Annotated in this window: 6 protein-coding genes; 4 read left to right on the top strand and 2 right to left on the bottom strand. The window is 72.8% G+C overall.

From position 1 onward, the window contains the following. Window positions 1-174: 174 nt before the first annotated feature. Window positions 175-1044 (bottom strand): PHP domain-containing protein, encoded by an 870-nt coding sequence (locus tag AC1DY2_RS14495; RefSeq protein WP_476763064.1) that lies wholly within the window; start codon window positions 1042-1044, stop codon window positions 175-177. Between the two features lie 143 nt (window positions 1045-1187). Between AC1DY2_RS14495 and AC1DY2_RS14490 the strand changes: the two genes are divergently transcribed. The 4 genes from AC1DY2_RS14490 to AC1DY2_RS14475 are packed head-to-tail and all read left to right on the top strand — an operon-like array spanning window position 1188 to window position 5281. Continuing rightward, on the top strand, window positions 1188-2207 hold the full coding sequence (locus tag AC1DY2_RS14490) for an endonuclease/exonuclease/phosphatase family protein (protein ID WP_476763063.1): 1020 nt from the start codon (window positions 1188-1190) through the stop codon (window positions 2205-2207). 20 nt (window positions 2208-2227) lie between these two features. Beyond that, window positions 2228-3790: an aminopeptidase P family protein gene (locus AC1DY2_RS14485; protein WP_476763062.1), complete on the top strand. Its 1563-nt coding sequence runs from the start codon at window positions 2228-2230 to the stop codon at window positions 3788-3790. A 57-nt stretch (window positions 3791-3847) separates the two neighbouring features. Continuing rightward, on the top strand, window positions 3848-4924 hold the full coding sequence (locus tag AC1DY2_RS14480; protein ID WP_476763061.1) for a M1 family metallopeptidase: 1077 nt from the start codon (window positions 3848-3850) through the stop codon (window positions 4922-4924). 3 nt (window positions 4925-4927) lie between these two features. Then, window positions 4928-5281, top strand: a complete 354-nt coding sequence (locus AC1DY2_RS14475; RefSeq protein ID WP_476763060.1) for a hypothetical protein — start codon at window positions 4928-4930, stop codon at window positions 5279-5281. Window positions 5282-5285: 4 nt separating this feature from the next. On the opposite strand, the gene AC1DY2_RS14470 is transcribed toward AC1DY2_RS14475, so the two are convergent. Beyond that, a partial coding sequence (locus tag AC1DY2_RS14470) for a hypothetical protein (protein ID WP_476763059.1) occupies window positions 5286-5484 on the bottom strand: 199 nt, incomplete at its 5' end.

The following is a 5484-nucleotide window of genomic DNA, read 5'->3' as shown; positions in this document are numbered from 1 at the left end:
GGCCACGAGCATCACGACGGCAACGCGGCCCCGCGCCGTCGTCGCCGCCGGCGCGGGCCGGGCACGGGCGGCGCAGCACCGCAGGCGTGAGCCCGCGGCATCCGCTCGCGACCACCGACCGGTGAGCCCGCGGCATCCGCTCGCGACCACTCAACGGTGAGCGAGCGGATGCCCCTACGGGAGCACCGGCGTCGAGCCGCGACCCTCGGCGATGAGACGTTCGACGACCGCTGACGGCGTGGTGCACTCGGCCAGGCGATTGGGCTTGCCCGCGCCGTGGTAGTCGCTCGACCCTGTGATCTCGAGGCCGTACTGCTGCGCCAGGGCCCTGAGCCGGGGCTTCGCGTCGGCGCGGTTCTCGGGATGGTCGACCTCGAGCCCGAACAGGCCGGCGTCGGCGAGGCGGGCGAGGCGGTCGGGCGGGATGACGCGCTCGGCACCACGGGTGCCGGGGTGCGCGAGCACCGGCACGCCGCCCGCCGCGCGGATGAGCCGCACCCCGGTGAGCGGGTCGGGCGCATAGTGCGGCTCGGCGTAGCCGGCACGCGGATGCAGGATGCCCGCGAACGCGGCCGATCGCGTCGACACGTGGCCCCTGGCGACCAGGGCGTCGGCGATGTGGGGCCGACCGATCGTGGTGCCCTCGACGGTCTGGGCGAGCACGTCGTCCCAGCTCAGGTCGTAGTCGCGACCGATGCGACGCACGATCTCCTCGGCGCGCGTCACGCGCGACTCGCGGATGCGCGTGGTCTCCGCGAGCAGCCGCTCGTCGGACGGGTCGATGAGGTAGGCGAGCATGTGCACGCTCATGAACCCCTCGCGCGTCGACAGCTCCATGCCGGGGATGAGGGCCACCCCGGTCGCCGGCACCGCGGCGGCGGCCTCGGCCCACCCGCTCGTGGAGTCGTGATCGGTGAGCGCGATGCCCCAGAGCCCTGCGGCGGCCGCCTGCGCCATGAGGACGGCGGGCGCCTCCGTGCCGTCGGACACCGTCGAGTGCGTGTGCAGGTCGGCGTCGCCGATGACGGCGGGGGCTTCGGACATCCCCTCATGCTAGCCGCGGCCCCGGACGCGGCATCCGAGGGATGCCTCACCGGAGGCCGCGCCGGGAACCTCACCGGGGACTCCCAGCCGACGGACGGCGCCGCCCCGGTTCCGGCGCCGGTCACTCGCATAGGGTGGATGGAATGCTCCCCCGCATCCTCGGCTGGGCCGTCGTGCTCGGCACCGCCGCCGTCGCCGTCGTGCTGCTGTGGCCGCAGGCGTTCGGGCTGCAGAACCAGTGGATCGCCGCGCATGTGGTCGCGCTTCGCGGGACCGCCGCTGCGTGCGCCGTCATCGCGGCGCTCGGGCTCGCCCTGCTCGCCATCCCCCGCGCCACCCGCACCTTCGGCATCGCGATCGCCGTGGTGCTCGCGTCGTACGCGGTGGGCAACGTCGCGGTGCTGGCGGCGCGCGGCTTCGGCGGGTCGGATGTCGCGGGCGACGAGGCATCCGTCACCGTGCTCAGCTGGAACACCCTCGGCGAGGTGCCGGATGCCACCACCATCGCCGGGCTCGCCCTCGACGAGGGCGCCGACGTCGTCGTGCTGCCCGAGACCACCGAGCCGCTCGGCGAGGAGGTGGCCGTCGCCATGCGCGACGGCGGGAGCCCGATGTGGGTGCACACGGTCGCGTTCGACGAGGTCGCGAAGGCCCGCTCGACGACCATCCTCATCTCGCCCGACCTCGGCGAGTACGAGGTCATGTCGGCGCTCGTGCCCGGGCCGCCCGGCAACACGAACACCGTGCCGTCGATCGTCGCGGAGCCCGTGGGCGGCGACGGGCCGCGCATCGTGGCCGTGCACGCCGTGGCCCCCATCCGGTGGGAGCTGCGCAACTGGCGCAGCGACCTCGACTGGCTCGCGGCGCAGTGCTCCGGCGAGAACGTGATCATGGCCGGCGACTTCAACGCGACCGTCGACCACTTCGCCGGCCGCGGCGTCGACGGCGGCGACCTCGGGCGGTGCCGGGATGCCGCGGTGGCCGGCGGTGCCGGCGGTCTCGGCACGTGGCCCACCGACGTGCCCGAGTTCCTCGGCAGCCCGATCGACCACGTGCTCGCGACGCCCGGCTGGCGGGTCGACGCGTTCCGGGTCATCGGCGAGATCGACGGCTCGGGCAGCGACCACCGCCCGGTCGTCGCCACGCTCTCACCCGCCTCGTGAGCGGTGCGAGAATGGACGACATGGCCAACACGAGCGACACCAGCACCACGACCGCGCCCCCCGCCTCCGAGGAGTCCGGCCGCAACGCGAATCGCTCGACCACGCCGGGCTCCGAGGGCTTCAAGGAGTTCATCGGCAGCGGCTGGGCCGACCGCGATGAGACGCTGCCGCCCGCACGCGCGCAGGCCGCGTTCGYCGCCGCGCGACGGGCGACCGTGTCGGCCGCCYTCACCGGCGTGCGGCTCATCGTGCCCGCCGGCGACATGAAGCAGCGGGCCAACGACACCGACTACCCGTTCCGGGCGCATACGGCCTTCGCGCACCTCACGGGCTGGGGATCCGACTCGGAGCCCGGCGCGGTGCTCGTCTTCGAGCCGAACGGCGACGGCCACACCGCCACCGTGTACTTCCGGGAGCGCGCGGGGCGTGACTCCGAGGAGTTCTACGCCAACCCCGCCATCGGCGAGTTCTGGATCGGCCCTCGCCCCTCGCTCGCGCATGTCGCCGCCGACCTCGCGATCGAGACGCGCGGCCTCGACGACTTCGACCGGGTGCTCTCCTCGGTCGACACGTCGACCCTCGTGCTGCGCGAGGCCGACTCGGCCATCACCGAGCGCGTCGACCACGCGCGCATCCGCTTCGCGGCCGAGGAGGCCCTCTCGACGAACGCGTCCGACGCGCCGTTCTCGATCGAGGTGAACGGCGCCCACGATCCCGACGCCGAGCTTGCCCGCGTGCTCTCCGAGCTCCGCCTCGTCAAGGACGAGTTCGAGGTCGCCGAGATGCGCGCCGCGATCGACGCGACGCAGCGGGGCTTCACCGAGGTGCTCGAGGAACTCCCCCGCATCACCGCCGAGGTGCGCGGCGAGCGCGTGATCGAGGGCGTCTTCGCCACCCGCGCGCGGCTCGACGGCAACGACGTCGGCTACGGTTCGATCGCCGCGGCCGGACCGCACGCCACCATCCTGCACTGGACCCGCAACGACGGCCCCGTCGTGCCCGGCGACCTGGTGCTCCTCGACGCCGGCGTCGAGCGCGACACCTACTACACCGCCGACATCACGCGCACCTTCCCGGTCAACGGCACGTTCTCACCCGTGCAGCGGCAGGTCTACGAGGCCGTGCTCGAGGCAGCGGATGCCGCGTTCGCGGTCGTTCGCCCCGGTGCGATCTTCCGCGAGGTGCATGCCGCAGCGATGGAGGTCATCGCCCGGAAGACGGCCGAGTGGGGCTTCCTCCCGCTCTCCGCCGAGGAGTCGCTGCAGCCCGAGAACCAGTTCCACCGCCGCTACATGGTGCACGGCACGAGCCACCACCTGGGGCTCGACGTGCACGACTGCGCGCAGGCGCGGCGCTCCATGTACATGGACGGCGTGCTCGAGGCCGGCATGGTCTTCACGATCGAACCGGGCCTCTACTTCCAGTCCGACGACCTCACCGTGCCTGCGGAGTTCCGCGGCATCGGCGTGCGCATCGAGGACGACATCCTCGTCACGGCCGACGGCGCCGAGAACCTCTCGGCGGGAATCCCGCGCACGGCCGACGAGGTCGAGGCGTGGGTGCGCGCCGGCCTGGATCGCTAGCGGCGGTCAGTCGGCGAGGGCTAGCCTGAGCGCACCCCGTCGATCGCTGGAGGACCCATGCCGTCACGTCGCCGCCGTACCGCACTCCTCGCCGTGATCGCCGCGGTCGCGGCATCCGCCGTCGTGGCTGCGCCATCCGTGGCCGTCGCCGCGCCACCGGTGTACACCCCGGGAGCCGACGGCGCCGGCGACCCGTACTTCCCGTTCGCGGGCAATGGCGGCATCGACGTGCTCCACTACGACCTCGACCTGGACTACGCGCCACCCGCTCCCGAGCCCGCTCCCCTCACCGGGCACCTGAGCGGGGTCGCGACCATCGACCTCGTGCCCACGCAGGACCTGAGCAGGTTCAACCTCGATCTCCGCGGGCTCACCGCGACGGCGGTCACCGTGGCACGCAAGGCCGCGACCTTCGCGCAGGTGGGCGACGAACTCGTGATCACTCCGACGAAGAAGCTCAAGGAGGGCAAGCGGGCGCAGGTCGTCATCACCTACGGCGGCCCCACGACGCGGCCGACCGACATCGAGGGCGCGCTTTACGGCTGGGTCACCACGCGCGACGGCGCGATGGTCGTGAATGAGCCCGACGGCGCCTCCACCTGGTTCCCGGCCAACGACCACCCCGTCGACAAGGCCACCTACACGTTCGAGATCAGCGTTCCCGAGGGGCTCGTCGCCGTCGCCAACGGCCTGCCCACCGGTCCGCCGGTGACGGCGGGCGGCACGACGACGTGGAACTGGGACGCGCCCGACCCGATGGCCGCATACCTCGCCACCGCGAGCGTGGGCGACTACGTCGTCAACCAGTACACCGCGGCCGACGGCACGCCGATCTTCGACGCCGTCGACCCGACCCGCCTCGGCGCCCCGAGCGCCGACCTCGCGCTCACGAGCGACATGCTCGTGTTCTTCGCCGGACTCTACGGCGCGTATCCGTTCAACTCGTACGGCGCGATCGTCGACGACGACTCCGTCGGCTACGCGCTCGAGACCCAGACCCGGTCGGTCTTCTCGCGCAGTGCCCGCGAGGGCACCATCGCGCACGAGCTGGCGCACCAGTGGATGGGCGACGAGGTGAGCCCCTTCCGATGGGCGGACATCTGGCTCAACGAGGGTTGGGCGACGTACTCGTAGTGGATGTGGACCGAGCACCGGGGCGGCGCCACGGCCCAGCAGTCGTTCGACGAGGTGATGGCGATTCCCGTCGACGATCCCGACGAGTTCTGGCAGGTCGTGGTCGCCGACCCGGGGCCCTTCGGGCTCTTCGTCGACCCCATCTACGATCGTGGGGCCGCCACGCTGCACGCGCTCCGCGTGAAGATCGGCGACGACGCGTTCTTCGAGCTCGCGAAGGCCTGGGTCGATCGGTTCGGCGGCGCCACGGCGTCGACGGCCGACTTCACCGCGTTGGCCGAGGAGGTCTCGGGCGAGGACCTCGACGCCTTCTTCGAGGCCTGGCTGTACGCACCCGAGAAGCCGACGGACTGGTAGCAGCTCAGCGGTCGGAGGAGGACGGGGTGTCCGCGTCGTCGTCGACGGCGGGCGTGCCGGATGCCGCGGCATCCTTCGTGGAGGCATCGCCGTCAGCATCGCCCGTCGGCGCGTACTCGCCGTACCGCGGACGCTCGCGGGCCACCGGGCCGGCCGCACGGGCCGTCTCGGCCGCAGCCGCCCGGCGCGCGGCATCCGTGGCC

This window comes from Agromyces sp. P1_H4, assembly GCF_056405255.1.
Note: the sequence above shows the minus strand (reverse complement) of the source record. Positions and strands in the feature narration are given on the sequence as shown.

Coding starts and splice junctions, on each gene's coding strand:
- AC1DY2_RS14495 (WP_476763064.1), bottom strand. CDS start 1,044: ATGTCCGAAGCCCCCGCCGTCATCGGCGACGCCGACCTGCACACGCAC.
- AC1DY2_RS14490 (WP_476763063.1), top strand. CDS start 1,188: ATGCTCCCCCGCATCCTCGGCTGGGCCGTCGTGCTCGGCACCGCCGCC.
- AC1DY2_RS14480 (WP_476763061.1), top strand. CDS start 3,848: ATGCCGTCACGTCGCCGCCGTACCGCACTCCTCGCCGTGATCGCCGCG.
- AC1DY2_RS14475 (WP_476763060.1), top strand. CDS start 4,928: ATGTGGACCGAGCACCGGGGCGGCGCCACGGCCCAGCAGTCGTTCGAC.